The sequence below is a fragment of the Micromonospora chalcea genome (assembly GCF_002926165.1).
Taxonomy (GTDB): Bacteria; Actinomycetota; Actinomycetes; order Mycobacteriales; family Micromonosporaceae; genus Micromonospora; species Micromonospora chalcea.
The window spans coordinates 48,417-69,693 of sequence record NZ_MAGP01000115.1; the positions used below are offsets into that span (position 1 = coordinate 48,417).

Below are 21,277 nucleotides of genomic sequence, written 5' to 3' on the forward strand. Positions count from 1 at the left end.
GCGTCGGCGCGGCCTAGCCCGGAACCTGTCCGCATATCGAGACGGGCGGGATCACCTCCTGGTTGCGGTAGACGTCGGCGCTCCAACTCGGCCCGCTGGTCGCCGCGATCGGCGGGATCCGGGGCGCCCGGGACGGGCTGAGCAGGCTGAGGAACTTGTTGATCACTTGGACGACGGGTTCCAGGATGCGGTAGCCGATGCCGAACCTCGCCCGTACGCCGAGGCCGACGCCCCGGCACACCGCGTACGGGGCGCCGAGCGCGGACCCGATCGTGGCCCCGTACGAGGTGACCAGCTCGAACCAGATGCCGGCGGTGAACAGGAACGCGCTGATCCCCATGGTGAACCGCACGCCGTGCCGCACGACCAGCCCCATCACGCCGACCGGCACGCCGGTGAGCGAGTCGAGCAGGCTCACCCGGCGCGCGAAGCCCTCCGTCACGCGCGACCCCACCTGGCCGTTCGCGTAGCCGAACCCGAGCTTGCCGGCCAGGGCGTACTCGCCGGAGCCGCGGAACGTGCCCAGTTTCGCGCCGAACGCGGTGGCCACCTCCAGCGTCTGGCTCACCGTGAACGACAGCGGCAGGCCGGCGACCAGTCCGATCGGGAACGCGATGTCGACCGGGACCGGGAACGTCTTGCGGTGGTTCTGCCCGCCGTCGACGCCGGCGGTGAAGTCCACCTTGATGCCGAAGCCGCCGCCGATCTCCAGTTCGGCCCGGGTCACCTTGCCCGCGCCGATGGCCAGATGGAACGACGCGGCCGGGCGGCCGACAGTCAGGGTGACGGTGCCGGCGAGCCGGACGCCGCCGTCGTCGTACGTGAAGTGCGTGCCGACGCCACCGGCGCAGCAGAACGTCCGTACCCGGTAGCCGTGGGCGCTCGCGGCGGCCTGCCCGCCCGGCGCGGGCGGCGGCTGCGCGGGCGCGACGGCGAGCGGCCGGGATCGGCCGAGCGTGCCGCCGGCCGCCGCGGCGTCCCGGGTCCACGACGGCTCACCGGCCACGTAGACGGTCGGCTGGTCGAGGGTGACGTCGTCCCCGCCGAACGTGCCGTCGCGGATCACCTCGGTGAGTGTGACCGGGCCTATCGTGACGACCAGGTCGCCGCCTTCCTCGACCAGGTCGAGCACCCGGCCCACGCCGCGTCCGGTGAGGAACATGACCCGGCCGGGCGCGAGCCGGTCGGCGTCGCGCGCGCCGGGGTCGAGCCGCCAGGTCAGCCCGTCCGGGCTCACCGACCGCACGGTGCGGCTGCCGCCGCCGACCAGCACCACGTCCGGTTGCAGCGTGACGTCCTTCCCGGGCGCCGGCGCCTGCCCGTACCGGGGCTGCCCGTCGTCGGCCGCGTCGGCCGGGCCGGGCGTGGGGCCGCCGCAGCCGGTCACCGCCAGCAGCGCCGCCACGCCGGCCGCGAGCAGCCGACGGCCGCGCACCGGCCGCCTCACATCCGGCCGGCGACGGTACGGGCGAGCCGTTCCAGCGGCGCCCGGTTCTCCTGCGGGTCGTTGAGCCGCACCAGCCGCACCGCGACCCACAGGTCGCCCTTGCGCAGGAAGAACGCCTCCGCGGTGAGCAGAGCCTCGTCGGCAGTGCCGGCCAGCTCACGGATCTCGTGCTCGAGTTGCCGCTCGATGTCGAGGTACTTCTTGGCGCCGTCGCCCACGAACACCTCGACCTGGGCGGTCGGCCCGCTCGTCGGCCCCGTGTAGGTGCAGGACTGCCCCGCGGCGACCGGCTCGTCGAGGGGCGTGCCGGCGAGACGTTCGGCGTCGGCCTTGGACACCAGCGCGCAGGCGTCCGGCCCGGCGGCGTCGTCCACCGGTTCGGCGCTCGGCTCGGCCGGCGCCTCCCCGGTCGGGTCCGCGACCGGCGAGCCCGCGCCGGGCGCGGCGGCACCGGCGGCCGGCGGTTCGTCGCCGCCGCAACCGGCCGGCGCGGTGAACAATGTCGCGGTCAACGCGAGCGCGATCAGTCGACGGGTTCGCATGCCGGCCCCCGCTCAGGCCGGGATCGCGTCGAGCGTGCGGCGCAGGATCTGCTCGTTGCCGGCGGTGCCGCCGCCGAAGCTGCTGATCGTCACCGTGTACGTGCCCTTGCCGTCGATCAGCACCGCCTCGCCGCGCACGTCCTTGACCGCGAGGTAACCCCGCTCGCCCCGGTCCAGGTCGACGACCTTCTCGTACTGCTGGCCGGCCTGCTCGTGCTGGTAGTCGTAGGTGGCCTTGCCGGCGGTGGCCGAGGCCGTGGTGACCGCCAGCTGGGCGATGCCGTCGCCGAACGAGCAGTTGCCCTCGTCGCGCAGCTTCCGGTCGACCAGTTCGGAGACCTGGGCGGCGGTGAACGGGCACGGCGGTCGCACGTCGTCCACCGCGCCCGCGTCGGTGTCGCCGCCGTCCTCGCCCGCCACGGTGTCGGCCGCGCCTCCGTCGAGCACGTCGCCGCCGGAGTCGCACCCGGCCGGCGCGAGCAGGGCGAGCAGCACCAGGGGCAGCGCCAGGCGGGCGCGGTGGAGACGGGCGGTCCGGGCCGGTGTGAGCGCGTCAGTTGCCATGCCTGCGACGCTAGGCGCGACGTCACCGCCGGTAATCGGGGGTTTCCCTATGCGGTGACCTTGGCGGCAGGCTCGCGCGCCCCGGTAGGCGGCGTGTCCGGGCCGCCGCGCCACCCCACCCGGACGGCGAGCCGATCCAGGTAGCCGACCATGAGCGCGACGAACAACACCACGAACAGGATCAGCATGGGCAGCGGCAGGACCAGGCCCAGCGGAAGCTCGACCCCGGCGCCGAAGGCGCGGCCGGCGATCATCTGCACCAGCGCGGGAGCGGTGAGGCTGTCCGGGCCCCGGCCCACGAGCATCGACCACAACGGCGACTGGGCGTGTGCCAGCCAGGTCGGCAACGCGGTCACGGCCAGCATCGGCAGCGCCGGCAGCAGCAGCGTACGGCCGGCGCCGCCGCCGGAACGCCACCGCTCGTGCTGGCCCCGGAACAGCAGCGTGAACGCGAACAGCGCGGGCACCGACAGCCAGGTCGGCGGCACCAGGCCGAGGAACAGGCCCAGCTGTTCGCGCTCCATCGTGCGTTCGAAATTGGCGATGGCCAGCGGGCCGGCGCCGACGAACAACCACGGCGCGAACGGCACCAGCAGCAGCTCGCTCCAGCGCCCCAGCGGGCGCAGCGCGCCGATCCCGAACCCGGCCAGCGCCGCGACCGTCACCGCGACGAGTGTGGACAGCAGCGGCGGCACCCAGGTGTTGGCGAACAGGTTCGCCGTCTCGACCCCCTTGGGCAGGGGCCCGGTGTCGGCGGAGAAGTTCCGCAGCCACGGCAGCGACGCCCAGACGGTCACGCCGAGGACGACGACGAGCGCGACAGCGGTCAGCCCGACGAGCAGCGGCCGGCGGCCGGTGAAGGATTCCGCCTCCCGGACGGCCGGGCCGTCCCGCCAGCCGTCGAACTCGATGCGCAGCCGGGTGGCCAGGATGAGCGCCACCGCGGCCATCCCGAGCAGCCCGAGCAGCACCAGCAGCAGCGTCGACGTGGCGGACCCGACACCGAAGCGCATCGTCCGGAAGGTGGTCTGCACGGCGGTGAACACCGGCGTCGCAGTGGATTCGCCGCGCGGCCCGCCGCCGGTCAGGATCACCGGGGCGGTGTAGGTCTGCAGGGCGGCGGCGAGGACGCCCAGGCCGAGCAGCCCGCCGACAGTCAGCATGGCGGGCGCGGGCCGCTGGTCGGGGTCGCGGCGGCGCAGGGCGCTCAGGTACAGCGTCGCGGCCACCGCGACGACCAGCCCGAACGTCACCTGTGCCAGCGCCGAGACGAGGAACGTCCGGGGGGACTGCAGATCCTGGGTGAGGGTGCCGTCCTCGATGCCCTCGGCGCGCCGGCCGAGGTACACCGCGACCGGCGCGAACGCGGCGAGCGGCAGCGCCAGCACGCCCCGGGTGACCAGGCGGGCGACCCGGCCGGCCCGGTCGGCGAGGACGGCGAGCAGCGGCGCGGCGAGCAGCGCCACCGCCAGCGGGATCAGGGCGAGCAGCACCGCGAACCCGACCTGCCCGGCGAAGCCGGAGGTGAGGGCGGCCTCGTAGTTCGCCGTACCGGCCGACTCGCCCGAGCCGCGCGGCCCGTCACCCTGGAAGCTGCGGGCCACTGTAGACAGGGTGGGCAGGACGTACGACCAGACCCAGGCGATCACGGCCGGGACGATCAGCGCCAGCCCGATCAGGGTCTGCGCCGGGCGGTTCGGCTGGGTGTGCTGGGGCGCTGGCGCCTGCGGTGTTGCCGGCTGATTCATCGGGACATCCACCCTCGAAGATCGACGATCACGGCCGTCGCGACGGTAACCGATGCCGTCCACGTCGGCAGCGCGACCGGACCGCTGCCGGGCGGGCGGCTACTGTCGCAACCGTGCGGAGCAAGCAGGAGCTGACCACGGCGATCCGGGGACGACGGCGGGCGGCGCTGGTGGTCAACGCCCACTCCCGCCGTGGCCGGCGGCTCTACGACACCGTCCACGGCCGCCTGCGCGCGGCCGGGTTCACGCTGCTCGGCGCGTACCAGGCCGACCGGCCCGGCGAACTGGACCGGGTGCTCGCCGAGGCCGCCGACCTGGGCCCGGACCTGCTGGTCACCGTCGGCGGCGACGGCACCGTCGGCGCGGCCGCCCGGCTGCTCGCCCACCGGGACGTCGCGCTGGGTCTGCTGCCGCTGGGCACCACCAACAACTTCGCCCGCACCGTCGGCGTGCCGCTCGACCTGGACGCCGCGATCGCGGTGCTCACCGACGGCAAGGTGATCGACGTCGACCTGGGCCTGATCGGCGACACCCGGTTCACCAACCACGTCGGGATCGGGCTGTCCGCCGACATCATGCAGGCCGCGCCGCCGGGGCTGAAGCGGGCCGCCGGGCGGCTCGCGTACCCGATGACCGGGCTGGGTCTGCTGGCCCGGCACCGGCCGCTGCGCGTGACGGTCCGCGCCGAGGGACGCGAGCACACGTTCACCACCCATCAGGTGTACGTGGCAAACGGCGGTTTCCACGCCGGCCGCCCGATCACCGCCGACGCCACCGCCGACGACCGGCTGCTGGTCGCGTACCCGGTGGGTGGGCCGACCCGGCGCGGGCTGCTGCGCGAGACGGCGCGCAACGCGCCGGCCGGCCACCGCCGCACGCTCGGCGACGAGCCGTTCCTGGCGGTACGCCAGCTGTGGCTGGACACCGACCGGCCGGCCCGTATCGAGGTCGACGGCGAGCCGTACGGGCAGACCCCGGTCCGGATCGGTCTGGACCCGAACGCGCTGCGGCTGATGGCCCGGGCGGACAGCCCGGACCACTGAGCCGGTCAGGCCCAGTGCTCCTCGTCGGGCAGCGGGATCTCCGTGTTCTGCTCCACCGCGTCGGCGGCGGTCAGATCGTCGCGTACCGACTCGCCCAGGCCGGCCCGGTCGCTCAGCGGGCGCAGCACGCCCTGCTCGGCCAGGTCCGCCTCGCTCGCCTCGGGCACCGCCCTGTCGACCGTGTCGGGTGGCCCGACGAGCGTCTCGTCCTGCCGCTGTTCCTGCGCGTCGGCCTCGGGCGGGCGGCGCAGCGCGTCCTCGCTCACGCCGTGCGCCGTACGTACGGGGCGCTCCGGTCGGCCACGTCGCCGTACTCGGCGGGAAGCTGCGTGACGACCTGGGTGTACGCGGCCGGGTCGACGGCGTCGCGCAGCACGTCGAACACCGCCGTGATGCCGTCGCGGGCGGCGTCCACGTCCACGTCGGCGCGTCCGCTGACCCGCTCCACGAACACGTCGAGCCCGAACGGCTCGGCCGCCTCGGCCGGGCCGAACGCGTAGGCCCGCAGCGCCTCGGGCAGCTGGTCGGCAAGGTCGCGGGCCTCCCCGCCGTCGATCCGCTCGGCCAGCGTCGTCAACGTCGCCCGGGTGATCGCCGTGGCCTGCTCCGCGGACGCGCCGCACCGCCGGGCCACCGCGCCGATGAACTGATCCTGGTCCATCTCGCCGCCTTCCTCCGCTGGGATTGCCGGATTCCCACGCTGGACGTCGGCAAACGGGTCGCGAGCCCGAGGCGCCGGCGCCGCCGGGCCGGGGGTAGCGTGCAGCCCGGAACCCGCAGCAAGGAGGCCCCGACAGTGCAGCCGACGACCGTGGACGTGCCCACCCCCGACGGAACGGCGGACGCCTACCTGGCGCGGCCGGACTCCGGTGGCCCCTTCCCGCCCGTCCTGCTGTTCATGGACGCCTTCGGGCTGCGGCCCCGGGTGGCGGAGATGGCCGCGACGATCGCCGAGCGCGGATACGTCGTGCTGGCGCCCAACCTGTTCCACCGCGCCGGACGCGCCCCGCTGATCGACCTCGGCGCGCTCGCCGACGACAGCCGCCGCGGCGCCCTGTTCGAGAGCATCGGGCCGATGATGGCCGCGCTGACGCCGGAGACGGTGGCCCGGGACACCGCCGCCTACCTGGACTTCCTCGCCGCCCAGCCGGACGTCGCGCCGGGTCCGGCGGCGATCACCGGGTACTGCATGGGCGGCATGAACGCGCTGCGCGCGATCGAGGCGCTGCCGGACCGGATCGCCGCGGCGGCCGCGTTCCACGCCGGGCGGGTCGTCACCGACGCGCCGGACAGCCCGCACCTGGGCCTCGGCGCGGTGACCGGCGAGCTCTACTTCGGGCACGCCGACGCCGACCCGTCGATGACCGCCGAGCAGATCGCCGTGCTGGAGAAGGCGCTGGACGCGGCCGGTGTCACCTACCGCTCCGAGGTCTATCCCGGCGCCCGCCACGGCTACACCCAGTCGGACACGCCGATGTACGACGAGCAGGCCACGAAGCGGCACTGGGCCGCGTTGTTCGACCTGCTCGACCGCACCTTCGGGCGCTGATCCGGGCGCCGGCCGGGCCGGGCGGACGATTCACCGGCACGGGGGCGGGTAACCGGCGACATGGCCGACCGCCCTCGCGACACCGTCCGCTCGCCCCTGGACCGGGTGGTCGAGCGGGGCGGCAGCGCCCTCGCCCGGGCCCGTGCCGAGGGCGGCATGGCCAGCCGGAACCGGATGCGCCAACTGGAGATCACCGTGGTGATCTCCGCGCAGGCCGGGCTGGCCGCGGCGCTCGCCGCGCTGCTCGCCCAGTGGCTGCTCGGCTCCGGCGGGCACGTCTTCGCCCCGGCCGCCGCGGTCGGCACCATCGCCACCGCGATCGGCCAGCGGGCCCGGCGCACGTTCGAACTGCTCATCGGCGTGGGCCTCGGCATCGTGGTCGGTGACCTGCTGCGCGCCCTGCTCGGCAGCGGCTCCTGGCAGACCGGCCTGGTGGTCACGCTCGCCATCGCCACCGCGCTGCTGGTGGCCGGGCGCGGCGGCGCGCTGGTCGGCCAGGCCGGTGGTACGGCGGTGCTGATCGCCACGCTCGCGCCGGTGCAGCCCGGCCTGGAACTGCCCCGGCTCTTCGACGCGCTGGTGGGCGGGCTGGTCGGCCTGTTCGTGGTGGCGCTGCTGCTGCCGGTCAACCCGATCCGGGTGCTGGGCAAGGCGGTGGAGCCGGTGACCGCCGGGCTCACCGCGCAACTCGACGCCGTCGCGCACGCGCTGACCCGGCGCGACGCCGACGAGGCTCAGCGCGCGTTGGAGGACCTGCGCGGACTCGAGCCGGACATCGGGCGGCTCAACGACGCGCTCAGCGGGGCCGAGGAGGTGGTGACCATCGCGCCCGTCCGCTGGCGCCGCCGGGCCCAGTTCCACAGGTACGCCGAGGCGACGCAGCACCTGGAACGGCTGGTGCTCTACGCCCGGTCGATCGCCCGGCGCTCCGCCACCGCGTTGCAGTACGACGAGCCGATCCCGCCCGCGCTGCCGGACGCGGTGGTCCGCCTCGGCGCGGCCACGCGGGAGCTGAACCGGGCCTGCCGCGGCGGCGACGACGAGGACCTGGAACGCACCCGGGAGTTGGTGCGGGAGGGCGCGGAGCTGGCCGGACGCGCGTGGTCGCAGGGGGTGCGCACCTACGGCGAAGCGATGATCAGCGACCTGCGGACCGCGCAGAGCGAGCTGCTGCGGGCCACCGGCTGCCGGGCCGAGGACGCCAACGGCAGCGTGCGCCGGGCCGCCGGCGCGGGCGAGGCCGAAGCGCGCCCGCCGATCCGGGCCCGGATGAGCCGGCCGGTCCGGCGCCGGGTGGCCGGGCGGGGCGTGCCCGGTCGGCGCCCGGACATGTTCCGCCCGCCGACCCGCGTCGGCTGAGCGCTGCCGAAGGCCACCGGGCGGCAACTGGCACCTGCCCCGGCCGGTCCGGCTCGTTAGCGTCGGCCCATGGACACCCGTCACGCCGCCCTGGTCGCGCGGTTCGCCGCGCTGACCACCGCTCACGTCGCCGACGCCTGCCTGCGCGCCGGCGTCGAGGTCCGGTGCGCTCCGGCCGCCGTACGCCCGGTGCTGCCCGGGCGGCGGCTTGCCGGGCCGGTCCGCCCGGCCCGGCACGTCGGCAGCGTGGACGTCTTCCTCGAGGCGATCGAGCGGGCCGCCGAGGGGGACGTGCTCGTCGTCGACGACGGCGGGCGCACCGACCGGGCCTGCGTCGGCGACCTGGTGGTGCTGGAGGCGCGGGCCGCCGGGCTGGCCGGCCTGGTGGTGTGGGGCGCGCACCGCGACACCGTCGACCTGGTGGCGGTCGGGCTGCCGGTGTTCAGCCTCGGCGCCACCCCGAGCGGGCCGCTGGAGCTGGACCCGCGCCCGGACGGGGCACTGGAGCACGCCCGGGTCGGGTCGTTCACCGTCGGCCCGCGGGACCTGGCCCTGGCCGACGACGACGGCGTGCTGTTCGTGCCCGCCCACCGGGCCGGGGAGCTGTTCGACCTGGCCGAGTCCATCCGGGACACCGAGCGGCGGCAGGCCGACCGGATCCGGGCCGGCGAGTCGCTGCGGTCGCAGGTCGGCTTCGCCGCCTACCTGACGGCCCGCGCGGCCGACCCGGCGCTGACGTTCCGGGCGCACCTGCGCGCCGTGGGCGGCGCGATCGAGGAGTGAGCCGCTCAGCCGCCGCGCGCCCACAGCGCCAGGCGTACCCGGTTGGGGCTGCCGGTCTTCGTCATCAGGCTGGTGATGTGCGTCTTCACCGTGGTCACGCCGATGTGCAGCCGGTCGGCGATCTCGGTGTTCGACAGTCCGTCGGCCACCAGGTCCAGCACGTCCCGCTCGCGGGCGGTCAGCTCGGCCGCGCGCCGGGGCGCGCCGGCGCGGGCGTGCACCGCGCGTTCGACCAGCCGGCGCAGGATCTCCGGGCTGAACGGGCTGTCCCCGGCGGCGGCGCGGCGGATGCCGTCCAGCAGGTCGGCCGGGGGCGCGTCCTTGAGCAGGAAGCCGCAGGCGCCGGCGGTCAGCGCCGGGTAGAGGTGGTCGTCGTCGCCGAACGTGGTGAGCACCATGATCCGGGTGGCGGGCCGGTCGGCGAGGATCCGGCTGGTCGCGGTGATGCCGTCGACGCCGGGCATCCGCAGGTCCATCACCACCACGTCGGGCCGTAGCCGGGCGGCGAGGGCGATCGCGTCCCGGCCGTTGTCGGCCTCGCCGACCACGTCGAGGTCGGGCTGGGCGTCGCAGAGCATCCGCAGACCGGCCCGGATGAGGTGCTGGTCGTCGACCAGCAGCACCCGGATCACGCCGGCTCCGGCGCGCCCGCGCGGGGGCGGGGCGTGTCTGGGGCGGGCCCGGCCGCCGGCAGCACGGTCCGTACCCGCCAGCCGGACCCGGTGGGCCCGGCCTCCAGCCGACCGCCGAGCACCTCCACCCGTTCCCGCATGCCGACGATGCCGTGGCCGCCGCCGGAGGGCACCCCGGCCGGCGCCGCGCCCCGCCCGTCGTCGGACACCGCCCAGTGCACCGCGCCGTCCTCGACCGATACGGTCAGCTGCGCCCGCGCCGCCGCGCCCGCGTGTTTCGCCACGTTCGTCAACGCCTCCTGGGTCAGTCGCAGCACCGCCTGGCCGCGTACCGCGTCGAGCGCGCCGACAGCCGGGTCGACGTCGGCCTCCACCACGACGCCCGCCTGCCGGGCCCGGTCCACCGCCGCGCCGAGCGCCGCCGGAAGCGCCGACGGCTCGATCGCGGTCAGGGCGGCGTCGCCGCGTACGCCGTCCGGGTCACGCAGCACCGCGACCAGCCGCCGCAGGTCGGTCAGCGCCGCCGTGCCGGTGGCGTGCACGTCGTCGAACACCTCGCCGACCCGGGGGTCCAGGTCGGGCAGCACGTGCCGGGCCACCCCGACCCGCAGCACCATCGACGCGACGTGGTGCGCGAGGACGTCGTGCAGTTCCCGGGCGATGGCGCCGCGCTCGTCGGCGCGGGCCGCCCGGCTCTCCGACTCGCGCCGGCGCCGGTCCGCCTCGGCCCGCTCCTCGGCCTGCCGGCTCAGCTCCCTCGTGGTCCGCACGACCAGCCCGAGCAGCAGGGGCAGGCAGACGGTGACGGCGAGCCCGAACAGCCCGGTCAGCGCTGTGCGGACCGGTTCGCCGATCAAATTGGTCAGGTCGACGGCGGCGAGCAGCCCGGCGCCGAGCCAGATCGTACGCGGCCGGGTGGCCCGCATGGTCAGCTCCAGCAGCGCCCAGCTCGCGCCGACCTGGTTGATCATCACGTCGTCGACCAGCGGGAACGCCGCCGCGAGCAGCGCCGACTGGAGGAGCAGGTTCAGCAGCGGCCGGCGGTGGCACAACAGCGCCAGGAGAAACGCCGGGACCGCCAGCGCCCACTGCGTTCCGGTGGGCCCGGGGCGGCCGTGCACGCCGACGACCAGGTAGCCGATGCCGCTGAGATCCAGCAGCAGGATCCGCGCGAGCGTGTCGCGTGCGTCGAACAGCCGACCGACCCAGCCCACCGCGTCAGCCTAGGCAACCGGCGCGGCCGGGGCCACCGCGTTGGCTCGCCGCCGCCGGACGGCGCGCAGTCCGAGATGGACGGCCAGCCCGAGCGGGCCGAGCAGGACGGTGAGCAGCAGCACCGGAGCGGTGAGCAGGGCCGGCAGCCCGCGCTCCCGCGCGTCCTGCCAGATCCACCGGCCGACGAACAGGTCGAAGGCGATCATGTGGGCCCAGGCCGCCGCCGCGCCGTCTGCGGTGCCGAGCAGGTCCCGCAGCCCGTCGAGGGTGGGCGCTGTCACCACCGGCAGCACCGTTCCGAGCGACGGGAGCACGAGGACGGCGTAGACCAGCAGCACCGGCGCGACGATCAGCGGTGAGCCGACGATCCGGGCGGTCCAGGACCAGCGCGGCGCGAGGATCATCAGCGCCCAGAACGGGGCGGCGAGCAGGAACGTCAGGTCGAACAGGATCCCGGTCATCCGACGAGCACCACCCCGGCGCGGCGGGCCCGGCGCGCCAGCACCAGCGCGGAGGCGGTTGCCGTGGCCGCCACCAGCACCGCCGCCGCGGCGAGCGTGAGCGCGTCCGGGGCGAGCAGCGGCTGCCCGCGCAGGGCCTGGGCGGTCACCAGCAGCGTGAGTCCCGCGTACGCGGCCCCGCCGACGAGCACCAGCCGGGCCCGGGTCAGCCCGTCCAGCCGCCGGCCGAGGAACCGGTCGAGCAGGATCGCCAGCAGCGGCAGCGCCTGCAGCGCGTGCATCCCGACGAAGTGCCCGACGCGCAGGTCGCCGCCGGTGGTGCTCCAGCCGAGCAGCGGCAGCCCGGGACCGCCGTCGGGCACCCCGACGCTGTGCGCGCCGCTGATCCCGGCCGGCGCTCCGGCGGGCTGCCGCATGACCATCGGGAACGCGACGACCATGCCGAGCAGGGACACGGCGAGGCCGAGCCGTACCGCGTATCCGCCGGCGCGGTCCGCGAGCGACCGGCGGGACAGCACGACCGCCAGCACGAGCTGGGCGGCGAACAGCACGGTGATCGCCGCGCCCATGACGCTGTACAGCATCGCGTCCAGTGTCGTGGCGCCGTTGAAGTGGCTCGCGGTGCCGCGCAGCACCTGGCCCACGATGATCGTCATCTCCAGCACCGCCATGGCCACGATGAGTGTGGCCGCCCGCTCGGCGGCCCGGCTGCGGCGCGGCAGCAGGGACAGCATCCAGGCCAGCGTGACGCCGTAGAGCACGAACGAGATCGCGAACTTCAGCGGCTTGGCCCAGATGGGCGCGCCGGTCAGCACGCGCGGGTCGGCGACGACGCCGACCGCGGCGACGACGGTGAGCACCGCCATCGCGGACACGAGGAGCATCAGGGGGCGGTGCCATCCGGCCGCCCGGTTCCGCACGGTAGTCATGCCTGTAGATGCTGGTGGCGGACCGGGACCCGCGCGTCCGTCCGCAGGCCGCGTCCGTGACCCCGGGTCGGAGCGCGCCTCCTACCGGGGGAGGAGGCGGAGCGGTCAGTCCGGCAGCCGGGGCATCTGGGCGCCCGGATCGCGGCCGAGCAGCACCCCACGGGTCAGCGCCCGTGATCCGAAGCGGTCGCGTACCGCGTCGACGGCGGCGTCCAGCGCCGGACCCGGGTCGGCGGTGAACGGCAGGGCCAGCTGGGTGTGCCCGCCGCCGAGGTTTGCCACCGAGACGCCGAGCAGCGTGACGCCGCGCAGCGCGATCTGCGGCAGCGCGGCGCCCAGCAGGTCACGGGCGGCGTCGCGCAGCGGCGCGGTCTGCGCGGTCGGCTCGTCGAGCGTGTGCGACCGGGTGACCCGCGTGTAGTCGGCGAAACGCAGCCGCAGCGTCACCGTGCGGCCGGTGCGCCGGGCCGCGCGCATCCGCCCGGCCACCCGGTCGACCAGACCGGCCAGCACCGCGTCCAGCTCGGCGGGGGAGTGCGGGCCGCGCCCCAGCGCGTGCTGCGCGCCCATCGAGGAGCGGCGGCGGCCCACCTGCACCGCCCGGGGGTCGCGGTTGTGCGCCAGGGCGTGCAGGTGCCGGCCGGCGCCCGCGCCGAGCAGCGACACCAGCGCCGGCTCGTCCAGCCGTGCCACCTGCCCGACGGTACGGATGCCGCGTTCGCGCAGCCGGGCGGCGGTGACCGGGCCGACGCCCCACAGCCGCTCCACCGGCAGCGGGTGCAGGAACGCCAGTTCCCGCTCCGGCTCGACCACCAGCAGCCCGTCCGGCTTGGCCACGCCGCTGGCGACCTTCGCCAGGAACTTCGTCCGGGCCACGCCGACGGTGATCGGCAGGCCGACCTCGCGGCGTACCCGCTCCCGCAGCGTGGCCGCGACGGCGGCCGGCGTTCCGGCGAGCCGCCGCAGCCCGCCCACGTCGAGGAACGCCTCGTCGATGCTGAGCCCTTCGACCAGCGGGGTGGTGTCCCGGAAGATCTCGAACACCGCCCGGCTGGCGGCCGTGTACGCGGCCATCCGGGGCGGCACCACGATCGCGTCCGGGCAGAGCCGCCGCGCCTGCCGGCCGCCCATGGCGCTGCGCACGCCCCGGGCCTTGGCCTCGTAGCTGCACGCGAGCACCACGCCGCCGCCGACGATCACCGGCCGGCCGCGCAGCCGGGGGTCGTCGCGCTCGTCGACCGAGGCGTAGAACGCGTCCAGGTCGGCGTGCAGGATGGTGGCCTCGCTCGACACCCCGCCATCCTCGCACACATGTTCGAACAGGCGCGGCTGACCTGCCCGGACGCACGCGACCGGCCGGCGGATGGCTCCCGCCGACCGGCCGCGTGCGCCTCACCGTCCGTAGACCTCGAACTCGTAGAGCGAGAAGCCGTACGAGGTCGCCCGCGTCACGCCGTACATCCGCACGTAACGGGCGCTGACCGGGGCGAACGTCACGTTGTCGACGCCGCCGTTGCCGGTGGTGGTGCTGAACACCGGCTGCCAGGAGTTGCCGTCAGCGGAGACCTCGATCCGGTAGCCGGTGGCGTACGCGGCCTCCCACCGCAGCACCGCCCGGCTGATCGTCCGGGCCGAGCCGAGGTCGACCCGCAGCCACTGGTTGTCGTTGTAGCTGCTGGCCCAGCGGGTGCCGAGGCTGCCGTCGACCGCCTTGGCCGGGGTGTTGCTGGTCAGGAACTGCGTGCTGGACGCGGTGGCGGTACGGCCCTGCGCCAGGTTGGTCACCGTGTCGCCCCGGCGCGCCGGGAACGACACGACCTGCTGGTACGTGGGCCGGTTCTGCCAGCCGATCAACGGGTGGGTGATGCCGCCGAGCCCGGACTGGGCGATCGCGTCGGCGCACCACTGGTCCCCGGCACCGCAGGACGAGTCACCCGGGTAGACGGTGGCCGCCGGGGCGGCGGTGGCCTGGCCGAGCGTGTCCAGCAGCGCCTGCCGGCACGCGCCCAGGTTGCCGTTGCCGCAGTACGTGCGCCCGAGCCCGCCGGCCACCGGGTCGCCGAGCACCGCGCGCAGGTCCTTGTCGACGTAGCCCCACCAGCCGTACTGGAACGCCGAGCCCTTGTGCGCCTGGCCCTGCGACGCCCAGCTCACGCTGCCGTCGCGCGCCGCGTTCTGCCCGCCCGAGGGCGACTCGTTGACCTGCAGCGCGTCGACCAGCGCGCCGTACAGGTCGGGGCCGAGGCCGGGCCGGAACTGCGCCGCCGCCAGCAGCGGCCACCAGGCGTCGAAGATCCGGATGGCGTCGGCGTGCTGGTAGACCTTCGAGCCCGGTGACGTCTCCACCCGGCGGGACCCGGCCTGCTGCCAGGCCCGCAGCTTGGTCACCGCGGCGGCGAGCGCCGGGTCGGTGACCGGCGTGCTGTCCAGCACCCGCAGCAGTTCGCCGAGGACCTGCTGGCCACGCAGGTCGGTGACGCCCGCCTCGGCGGTGATCCGGACGACGTCGGCGCGGCTGAGCTTGCGCTGGGCGATGGCGGCCTTCACCGGGCCGTCGAGCAGTTGACCGCGGTGCACCGCGCCGTAGCTGAAGTTGCCGTCGGCCGCGCCGAAGTCCCGCGCCTGCTTGTTGTTCCAGCTGACGTAGTAGTCCTGGTTGACCGACTGCGGGTGGGCCGACGCCGGTGCGTAGGTGGCGTCGTTGGTGTCCGGGTTCCAGCCGACCCACTCGTACGCCGGCTCGGCCTTGGCCGGCAGGTTCGGGTCGAGCGTGGCCGGGCGGACCGGGTTCGCGCCGGAGTTGTAGTACGCCGCCTCGGTCGAGTTGACGTAGAACCAGTTGAACGCGTACCCGACGTTCGCGGCGGACGCCTGGAACGCCGCCGCGCTGCCCATCGCCGCCGGGTCGTTGAACGCCTGGAAGCCGATCGCCGAGTCGGCCTCGTGCCGGTAGGTGGAGCGCAGCTTCGTGAACGCGGTCGGCTGCCCGTTCACCATGCCCCGGTAGGCGACCAGCCCGTACTTGGTGCGCAGCGCGCGCAGCGTGTACGCGCCGGCCGGGGTGGAGTCGGCGAGCGTCGGCGACCACGAGTTGCGCTTCTCCAGCACCTCCATGGCCACGCACTGACCGCGGTAGAGGTAGCGGTTGGAGCGCAGCGTCGGCGCGGTGCCGTCGGTGGTGCACAGCGGCACCGCGTACGTGTCGGTCAGGTCCTGGGAGGCGGAGGTGGCGCTCCACGCGTAGTCCTGCCCGCGGCCGAGCAGCACGTAGAGGTTCAGCCCGGCGAACGCGGCGCCGCGCGCGCTGATCCCCGGCCCCTGCAGTTCCTGGAGCATGAGCAGCTGCGGGGCGAAGTAGCCGGTCTGCGGGCCGAACACGGCCACCGGGTTGCCGGTGGTGGTGTGCCGGCCGGAGACCACCACCGCGTTTGACATGCCGTGCGTGCGCAGGGTGGACAGGCCGCCGAGCAGGTCCTTGGTGGCGGCGCTGCTGCCGGTGCGGGCAGCGGCCCCGCCGGTGGCGTCGTACGCGAGCGGCTCGGCGACCACGGTGCCCGCGTCCGGCAGCACCGCGCTGGTGGCGCCGGGCGGTGTCGCGCCGTACGGGAAGCTCTGCCCGTCGTGCAGCGTCAGCACGGTCTCCGGGTCGTTCTGCGAGCGGAACGCCGCCCAGACCCGGTCGCCCTCGGTCGGGCCGTACTTGGCGCGGGCGGCCACCCGGACCAGCGCGGACCGGACCTCGCTGCCGCCGCCTCCGCCGAACAGCCCGCCGATGACGCCGGCGGTGGCGATCAGGTCGGTCATGGTGAAGTGCTTGGGCTTCCCGGCGCCGGTGAGCACGTACTCGCCGGGGTAGTTGTCGTCGGCGATCGACTTGTCGATGTAGGCGTTGATGCCGGCGATGTAGTCGGCCACGTCGGTGTAGAGCTGCTGGCCCCGGGTGCCCTTGAGGCGCAGCGCGTCCACCTGGGCCTGGAGGTCCGCCTCGGTGTAGGGCGAGTTGGCCCAGACGCTCTGCTCCAGCTCGCGGTTGCCGGGGGCGCCACCGGCGAACGAGCTGACGTTGCCGCGGCCGACGTGCCGCAGCAGGTCCATCACCCAGAGCCGGTCCTGGGCCCCGGCGTACCCGGCGCCGAACATGGTGCCGCCGCGGGTGGTGCCGGTGACGTGCGGGACGCCGGTGGCCTTGTCCCGCACGATGGTGACGTCCGAGCGTGGCGAGATCCTGCTCTCGACCTGCGCGTCGGGGACGCCGAACGAGGCGTCGTTGTAGAAGTGGGCGATCTGCTCGTCGGTCAGCCCGGCGTAGTTGTAGACCAGGTTGGCGTACTCGTCGAGCTGGTCGCTGGAGTGCGCGGGCCGGGTGCCGAGCGTCTGGTGGGCGAGGATCGCCACGAGCGTGGCGTTGCCGTTCTGCCCGGGCGGCAGGATGTCGGCGCACTGGCCGAGGCAGTAGTCGTCGGGGGTGAACGTGGTGGCGGCGAGCGCCGGTGACGGCGCGATGACCGTCAGGACGCTCGCGGTGAGGGCGGCGGTGGTGAGCGCCGCGAGGCGGGCACGGATGGCGGGTAATGGCATGGCGATCCTCCGGGGGACGCGGAGTAGGGCCGTTCGGTACGCCCGGCTGACGGCGTCTCGGCCTCCGCGCCCGGGCGTCCTGCCCGGAGGTGAGAATGACTCATATCTATCTGCGGGCAATGATCGGGGCACCACCGCCGTCCGGGATAGCCGTCGTTCACCAGTCGTCAATGCCGACGTTTCGCCGCGATCCCGGCCGTAACGACGCGGTGGGGGTGGCACCGTTGCCACCCCCACCGCTCTCCCCGCCGGTGCGCCGTCAGTGCTTGTGGAACGACTGGCGCACCACACCCCCCACCAGCGCGCACCAGGTGGTGGTGCTGATCTTGCCGTTGGGCGGTAGTCCGTGCAGGCGCTGGAGGTCCTTCACCGCCGTGCGGGTGGCGTGGTCGTACTCGCCGGTCTCGATCACCTCGGCGTAGCCCTTGGCGGCGAGCATGAACTGCGCCGCGGCCACCGGGACGCCGGTGGACTTCTGGTCCAGCTCCGGGGCGAGGGTCTCCCAGGTCGGCGCGGTCAGCGTGGCGTCGACGTCGACCGGGATGCCGTTGCGTGCCTGCCAGTCCTGCACGGCGGCGACGGTGGCCGCGTCGAACACGCCGGTGACCGGCACGGTGTAGCCGCGGAACGTCAGCAGGCGCTGGGCGACCTGGACCACCGGGCCGCCGACGAAGCGCCAGATGTCCGGCCAGCGGCGGGCTGGCACGTCGCCGAGCCTGGTGCCGAGCTGCTTGAACACCGCGCGGCGCAGCGCCGGGAACTCCCGGTAGAACATCGCGCCCGGGCAGAGCGTGGCCCGGAAGTCCCAGTGGCCGAAGATGTCGTGGGCGTGCAGCCCGTACTGCCGGCAGATCGCGGCGCACAGCCGGGCGAGGGAGTCGAGCAGTTCCTCCGGCGGCGTCTCGGTGACGTACGTGCCCTCGTTCTCGATGCCGATGGCCCGCCCGTTCTCGCCCGGGCAGTGCGCGGCGATCATCTGCCGGTCGCCGGCGCGCAGCCGGTCCAGGCTGCCGTGCCGTCCCTCCAGGACGTGGCCGCCGCGGCTGACGGTGAAGTGCTGCCCGGTGTCGGACCAGCCGTTGCCGTCCATGTGCAGGTCCTGGCAGTCGCGGGCGAGCTGCTTGGCGTGCTCCTCGGAGTAGTCCGTGACGTTCGGGAACGCCATGTGGTGCACGATGATCTTGTTGGTGGGGGTCGCGCTCACCGACAGCGGATCGGCCGGCGGGCGGGCGGCCCACTCGTCGCAACCGATGATCCAGTCGAGGTCCGCGCCCGGCGCGGCGTGCGCGGCGGCCGGCCGGACGAGCTCGCTCCCGACGACCGCGACCGCGGCGGCGCCGAGGCCGGCCCGCAGCAGCGTACGGCGGTCCAGCTCGGGGTGGTCGAAGTGCATTCCGCCTCCTCGATGGCCCGGCCGGGGCCGGGTGATGTAAAGGAACTCCAACGGCTGCGCGCGAGGTGGAGAATATTGCCAAGGCGGCGCGGCGCGCCAGAGGACAAAAGCGACGTTCGCCGGGCCGCTCCTACCGCCGGAGTAGGCGATCTCACGTCCGCTGACCGGGACGGACCATGTCGCGTCGTGATCGGCCGTGGCAGCCTGGACCCGTGCAGTCGCCCAGCCCGGCCGGGATTCTCGTGCTCGTCGCGGTGCTCGCGGCCGCCACCGCGTTCGGCTGGTGGCGCCGCCGCCACGACGGGCGGCTGCGCGCCGTCCGGAAGCGCCCATCGGACGCCGCCGCGCCGCACCGGGCCACCCTCACCGCCCTCGGGGTACGCCCCGGCGAGCGCACGCTGGTGCAGTTCTCCGCCCCGGTCTGCGCGCCCTGCCGGGCCGCCCGCCGGGTCCTCGCCGACGTCGCCGCCCGCCTCGACGGGGTCACGGTGCTGGAGGTCGGCGTGGACGAGCACCTCGACGCGGCCCGGGAACTGGACGTGTGGCGTACCCCGACCGTGCTGGTGGTGGACGGCGCCGGCCGCGTCGTGCGCCGGGCCGCGGGCGTGCCCGACCGCGACGAGCTGATCGCCGCGCTCACCGCCGGGGCGGCCCGATGACCGGCGTACGGCTGACCCGCCGCCGGGTGGTGGACCACGGGCGGCTCGCCGCGAGCCTCTGTGCGCCGGTCCGTCCCGCCTGACCGACCGCCCCCGCACGAACGGACCCACCCCATGCTGCTCGACCCCCGGGGACCGCGCTTCGCCGCCGTCCTCACCACAGTCGTCCTCGCCATCGTCCTCGTCACCGGCTCCGGGCTGCTCCTGCTCGCCCAGGCCGTCGTGTTCGCGCTCACCGCGCTCAACCCGCGCCTCGGCCCGTACGGCCTGCTGTTCCGCGCCCTGGTGGCGCCCCGGCTGGACCCGCCGTTGGAGCTGGAGCCGGTCGCCCCGGTGCGCTTCGCCCAGCTCGTCGGCCTGGTCTTCAGCGTCGTCGGCGCGGCCGGCTGGCTCGCCGGACTGCCCGCGCTCGGCCTGGCCGCCACCGGCGCGGCGCTCGCCGCCGCCTTTCTCAACGCCGCGTTCGGGCTCTGCCTCGGCTGCGAGGCGTACCTGACGATCCGCCGTCTGACCGGGCGGCCGCTGGCCGGCCGGGTGGCGGCGCCCCCACGCTGACCGTCCGCCCGTACGCTGGCCCCGGCGGATGGGGGAGGGGCATGGCAGGTCGCGCACGGCTGGACCGGCGCAGCGTGCTCGTCGCGGCGGGCGGACTCGCGGTGGCCGGGATCGGCGTGCCGGTCGGGCTGGCCGCCACGAACGACCGGCCACCGCCGCCCGCGCCGCGCTGACGGCGGCCGATCAGCATGGCGATGCACCTGCACGCCTCGTTCAGCGAGGGCGTGGCCAGCTACGCCGCCCACCTCGACCAGGCCCGCCGCAACGCCGTCGACGTGCTCTGGTGGACCGACCACGACTTCCGGGTCGCCGCCCACGACCACCGCCGGGTCGTCCACTTCGACGGCCCGGAGGAACGCGAGGGCGGGCTGGCCTGGACGTGGCAGCCGGCCACCGAGGGGCGGCTCACCGCGTCGGCCGCCGACTTCGTGGACGTCCCCGACGCCCCTGACGGTCCCGGCCGCGCGCTGCGCCTGGTCGCCGCCGGGACCGGCGCCCACTGGTACGCGGGCAAGGCGTGGAACTGGACGCACACCTCCAACATCTCCGACACCACGCTGCACCTCGACGTACGCCCCGAAGCCGCCGGCCGGGACGCCACGCTCACCGTCGAGATCGCGCTGTCGCACCACCCCGCCGGAACCGGCCGCCCCGCCGGGCAGCTCGTGCTGCGCTACCGCCTCGGCGGCGTCGACACGGTCCGGCACTCCGTCGACGGCCGTTTCGGCACCGTGGAGCGGCCCGCCCCGGCCGGCGCCTGGCAGCGGCACACGTTCGAGCTGCTCGCCGACGTGCGGCGGCTCTGGCCCGACCTGGTGGCGGGCGACAACTCGCTGCGCGGGCTGCGCCTCGGCGTCACGGTGGCAGGCGGCGCGCGCGGCGCGTACCTGGTGGACCGGCTCGTCTTCGACCGCGCCCGCCGGGCGGGGCAGGCCGGTGAGGAGATGCGCGCCGAGGTGCTGCGCGGCTACGACGGGGCGTACCCGGGCGTGACCCACCACCGCGCGTACGAGGTGTCGATGGTGCGGCACCTCAACTGGTTCGGAGGCGACGGCACGCTGCCGAGCTTCCCGTCCCCGCCGTACCGGGACAACGATGTCGAGGCCACCGAGAAGATGGTGCGGTTCCTGCACTCGCACGGCGGGGTGGTGTGCTGGAACCATCCGCTGGACACCGAACGCCGCGAGTCACTGGCCCGGCTGCTGGTCAGCCGCAACGCGCTCGGCGTCGACCTGATCGAGATCGGGCGCCGGCCGGTCGAGGACTACCTCTGGGCGTACGACGTGGCGGCCCGCAACGCGATCCCGCTGACCGCCGTGGGCGTCACCGACGACCACGACGGCACCGACTGGCGGGCCGGCCGGGACCGGAACGTCACCTCGGTCTGGGCGGCGTCGACCGGCCGTGACGACCTGGTAGCGGCGCTGCGCGCCGGGCAGGCGTGGTTCGCCGACCTGGCCGGTTACCGGGGCGCGCTGGACCTGGAACTCGGTGGCCGCAGCGGCATGGGCGCGCTCGCCGTGCTCGCCGAGGACCCCGTCACGGTGCGGCTGCGCGCCACCGACCTGCCCGCCGGGGCCACGCTGGAGGTGGTCACCGGCGACGTCGACCGGGCCGGTGTCGCGGACCCGACTCCGGCGGTCCGGGTCGGGCGGGTTCCGTGGCGGCAGTTGCGGGCGGGCTGGCACGACCAGCCGGTGCGCGTCGGCTTCGGCACGTACGTGCGCACCCAGGTACGCGACCGCGAGGGCGAGATCGTGGGCGCCAGCAACCCGATCTGGCTGCTCCGCACCCCTCCGCCCGCAGGCATCCCCCCACCC

Annotated in this window: 21 protein-coding genes; 8 read left to right on the forward strand and 13 right to left on the reverse strand. The window is 75.2% G+C overall.

Annotated features, from left to right (window positions below; all coding sequences use genetic code 11):
- Nucleotides 1-13: 13 nt before the first annotated feature.
- Genes BAW75_RS16645 through BAW75_RS16660 form a run of 4 tightly spaced genes read right to left on the reverse strand, consistent with a single transcriptional unit; the run spans nt 14 to nt 4,301 of the window.
- A complete protein-coding gene (locus tag BAW75_RS16645; protein ID WP_104114160.1) occupies nt 14-1,435 on the reverse strand; it encodes a hypothetical protein in 1,422 nt (473 codons plus the stop codon).
- A gap of 8 nt (nt 1,436-1,443) precedes the next feature.
- Entirely contained in the window at nt 1,444-1,989 is a 546-nt protein-coding gene (locus BAW75_RS16650) for a hypothetical protein (RefSeq protein ID WP_104114161.1), read from the reverse strand.
- A gap of 12 nt (nt 1,990-2,001) precedes the next feature.
- Nucleotides 2,002-2,553 carry a hypothetical protein gene (locus BAW75_RS16655; protein WP_104114162.1) on the reverse strand — a complete coding sequence of 184 codons (552 nt, stop codon included), beginning with the start codon at nt 2,551-2,553 and terminating at the stop codon, nt 2,002-2,004.
- Nucleotides 2,554-2,600: 47 nt separating this feature from the next.
- Nucleotides 2,601-4,301, reverse strand: a complete 1,701-nt coding sequence (locus BAW75_RS16660) for a sugar ABC transporter permease (protein ID WP_244206149.1) — start codon at nt 4,299-4,301, stop codon at nt 2,601-2,603.
- A gap of 113 nt (nt 4,302-4,414) precedes the next feature.
- Here BAW75_RS16660 and BAW75_RS16665 point away from each other — a divergent pair, with 113 nt between their 5' ends.
- Nucleotides 4,415-5,344: a diacylglycerol/lipid kinase family protein gene (locus tag BAW75_RS16665; protein WP_104114163.1), complete on the forward strand. Its 930-nt coding sequence runs from the start codon at nt 4,415-4,417 to the stop codon at nt 5,342-5,344.
- A 5-nt stretch (nt 5,345-5,349) separates the two neighbouring features.
- Here BAW75_RS16665 and BAW75_RS16670 read toward each other — a convergent pair whose 3' ends face one another.
- The gene (locus BAW75_RS16670) at nt 5,350-5,610 is read right to left on the reverse strand and encodes a hypothetical protein (RefSeq protein WP_104114164.1); all 261 of its coding nucleotides are present in this window, start codon (nt 5,608-5,610) and stop codon (nt 5,350-5,352) included.
- Nucleotides 5,607-6,005, reverse strand: coding sequence for a DUF2267 domain-containing protein (locus BAW75_RS16675; RefSeq protein WP_104114165.1), 399 nt, complete (start codon nt 6,003-6,005; stop codon nt 5,607-5,609). Before BAW75_RS16675 ends, BAW75_RS16670 begins: the two co-directional genes overlap by 4 nt.
- Nucleotides 6,006-6,140: 135 nt before the next feature.
- Here BAW75_RS16675 and BAW75_RS16680 point away from each other — a divergent pair, with 135 nt between their 5' ends.
- The 3 genes from BAW75_RS16680 (at nt 6,141) to BAW75_RS16690 (ending at nt 9,035) form a co-directional block, all read left to right on the forward strand.
- Nucleotides 6,141-6,893 carry a dienelactone hydrolase family protein gene (locus BAW75_RS16680; RefSeq protein ID WP_064445873.1) on the forward strand — a complete coding sequence of 251 codons (753 nt, stop codon included), beginning with the start codon at nt 6,141-6,143 and terminating at the stop codon, nt 6,891-6,893.
- 60 nt (nt 6,894-6,953) lie between these two features.
- Nucleotides 6,954-8,252: an FUSC family protein gene (locus tag BAW75_RS16685; RefSeq protein WP_064445874.1), complete on the forward strand. Its 1,299-nt coding sequence runs from the start codon at nt 6,954-6,956 to the stop codon at nt 8,250-8,252.
- Nucleotides 8,253-8,321: 69 nt separating this feature from the next.
- Nucleotides 8,322-9,035, forward strand: a complete 714-nt coding sequence (locus tag BAW75_RS16690) for an RraA family protein (RefSeq protein WP_104114166.1) — start codon at nt 8,322-8,324, stop codon at nt 9,033-9,035.
- Nucleotides 9,036-9,040: 5 nt separating this feature from the next.
- Here the strand turns inward: BAW75_RS16690 and BAW75_RS16695 are convergent, their stop codons facing one another.
- The 7 genes from BAW75_RS16695 to BAW75_RS16725 form a co-directional block, all read right to left on the reverse strand.
- Nucleotides 9,041-9,667 carry a response regulator gene (locus tag BAW75_RS16695; RefSeq protein ID WP_043323860.1) on the reverse strand — a complete coding sequence of 209 codons (627 nt, stop codon included), beginning with the start codon at nt 9,665-9,667 and terminating at the stop codon, nt 9,041-9,043.
- Nucleotides 9,664-10,881, reverse strand: a complete 1,218-nt coding sequence (locus BAW75_RS16700) for a sensor histidine kinase (protein ID WP_104114167.1) — start codon at nt 10,879-10,881, stop codon at nt 9,664-9,666. The genes BAW75_RS16695 and BAW75_RS16700 overlap by 4 nt, the downstream gene beginning before the upstream one ends.
- A gap of 9 nt (nt 10,882-10,890) precedes the next feature.
- On the reverse strand, nt 10,891-11,343 hold the full coding sequence (locus tag BAW75_RS16705) for an ABA4-like family protein (protein ID WP_064445877.1): 453 nt from the start codon (nt 11,341-11,343) through the stop codon (nt 10,891-10,893).
- Nucleotides 11,340-12,272, reverse strand: coding sequence for a hypothetical protein (locus BAW75_RS16710; protein WP_104114168.1), 933 nt, complete (start codon nt 12,270-12,272; stop codon nt 11,340-11,342). Before BAW75_RS16710 ends, BAW75_RS16705 begins: the two co-directional genes overlap by 4 nt.
- 105 nt (nt 12,273-12,377) lie before the next feature.
- Entirely contained in the window at nt 12,378-13,565 is a 1,188-nt protein-coding gene (dinB, locus tag BAW75_RS16715) for a DNA polymerase IV (RefSeq protein ID WP_104114169.1), read from the reverse strand.
- A 99-nt stretch (nt 13,566-13,664) separates the two neighbouring features.
- A complete protein-coding gene (locus tag BAW75_RS16720; protein ID WP_104114170.1) occupies nt 13,665-16,850 on the reverse strand; it encodes a penicillin acylase family protein in 3,186 nt (1,061 codons plus the stop codon).
- 259 nt (nt 16,851-17,109) lie between these two features.
- A complete protein-coding gene (locus BAW75_RS16725; RefSeq protein WP_104114171.1) occupies nt 17,110-18,243 on the reverse strand; it encodes a peptidoglycan recognition protein family protein in 1,134 nt (377 codons plus the stop codon).
- A gap of 212 nt (nt 18,244-18,455) precedes the next feature.
- On the opposite strand from BAW75_RS16725, the gene BAW75_RS16730 reads away from it, so the two are divergent.
- From BAW75_RS16730 to BAW75_RS16740, 4 genes are all read left to right on the forward strand, one after another.
- A complete protein-coding gene (locus tag BAW75_RS16730; protein WP_233607907.1) occupies nt 18,456-18,902 on the forward strand; it encodes a thioredoxin family protein in 447 nt (148 codons plus the stop codon).
- A gap of 114 nt (nt 18,903-19,016) precedes the next feature.
- Nucleotides 19,017-19,457 (forward strand): DUF4395 domain-containing protein, encoded by a 441-nt coding sequence (locus BAW75_RS16735; protein ID WP_104114172.1) that lies wholly within the window; start codon nt 19,017-19,019, stop codon nt 19,455-19,457.
- Nucleotides 19,458-19,498: 41 nt separating this feature from the next.
- Nucleotides 19,499-19,630 carry a hypothetical protein gene (locus tag BAW75_RS33210; RefSeq protein ID WP_275937802.1) on the forward strand — a complete coding sequence of 44 codons (132 nt, stop codon included), beginning with the start codon at nt 19,499-19,501 and terminating at the stop codon, nt 19,628-19,630.
- A 15-nt stretch (nt 19,631-19,645) separates the two neighbouring features.
- Nucleotides 19,646-21,277, forward strand: a 1,632-nt coding sequence (locus BAW75_RS16740; protein ID WP_244206150.1) for a CehA/McbA family metallohydrolase domain-containing protein, incomplete at its 3' end; no start/stop codon positions are given.